This is a genomic window from Enterobacter sp. 342 (assembly GCF_036663495.1).
Classification (GTDB): domain Bacteria; phylum Pseudomonadota; class Gammaproteobacteria; order Enterobacterales; family Enterobacteriaceae; genus Enterobacter.
Map to the genome: position 1 here is coordinate 1 of NZ_JAWUEI010000133.1, position 548 is coordinate 548.

The 548-nt window shown below is 48.9% G+C and carries 2 tRNA genes and 1 rRNA gene; all 3 read right to left on the reverse strand.

Going from position 1 to position 548, the window contains the following annotated elements:
- Positions 1 to 228 precede the first annotated feature (228 nt).
- Positions 229 to 304, reverse strand: a tRNA-Ala gene (locus V6E55_RS25610).
- A 42-nt stretch (positions 305 to 346) separates the two neighbouring features.
- A tRNA-Ile gene (locus V6E55_RS25615) sits at positions 347 to 423 on the reverse strand.
- Between the two features lie 68 nt (positions 424 to 491).
- Positions 492 to 548: ribosomal RNA gene (locus tag V6E55_RS25620) — 16S ribosomal RNA — on the reverse strand; the annotation flags it as partial.

Consider the following 548-nt stretch of genomic DNA (forward strand, 5'->3'; position numbering starts at 1 on the left):
GTCCTTCATCGCCTCTGACTGCCAGGGCATCCACCGTGTACGCTTAGTCGCTTAACCTCACAACCCGAAGATGTTTCACTTCTGATTGCGAAAATTTGAGAGACTCGAACACACCATTTAAGATGTGTCGTTTCAATTTTCAGCTTGATCCAGATTTTTAAAGAGCAAAACTTCGCAGTGCACCTTTTCAGGTTCACTCTGAAGTTTTCTTGGGTTCGCAGTAAAAGATGGTGGAGCTATGCGGGATCGAACCGCAGACCTCCTGCGTGCAAAGCAGGCGCTCTCCCAGCTGAGCTATAGCCCCATCGTTTGCAATCTCTGTACCGCTCATCCTTTAAAAGGAGTTTGGTAGGCCTGAGTGGACTTGAACCACCGACCTCACCCTTATCAGGGGTGCGCTCTAACCACCTGAGCTACAAGCCTGCAGAGATTTTACTGCTGTTTTTCATCAGACAATCTGTGTGAGCACTACAAAGGCAGGTTCTTTAAGGTAAGGAGGTGATCCAACCGCAGGTTCCCCTACGGTTACCTTGTTACGACTTCACCCC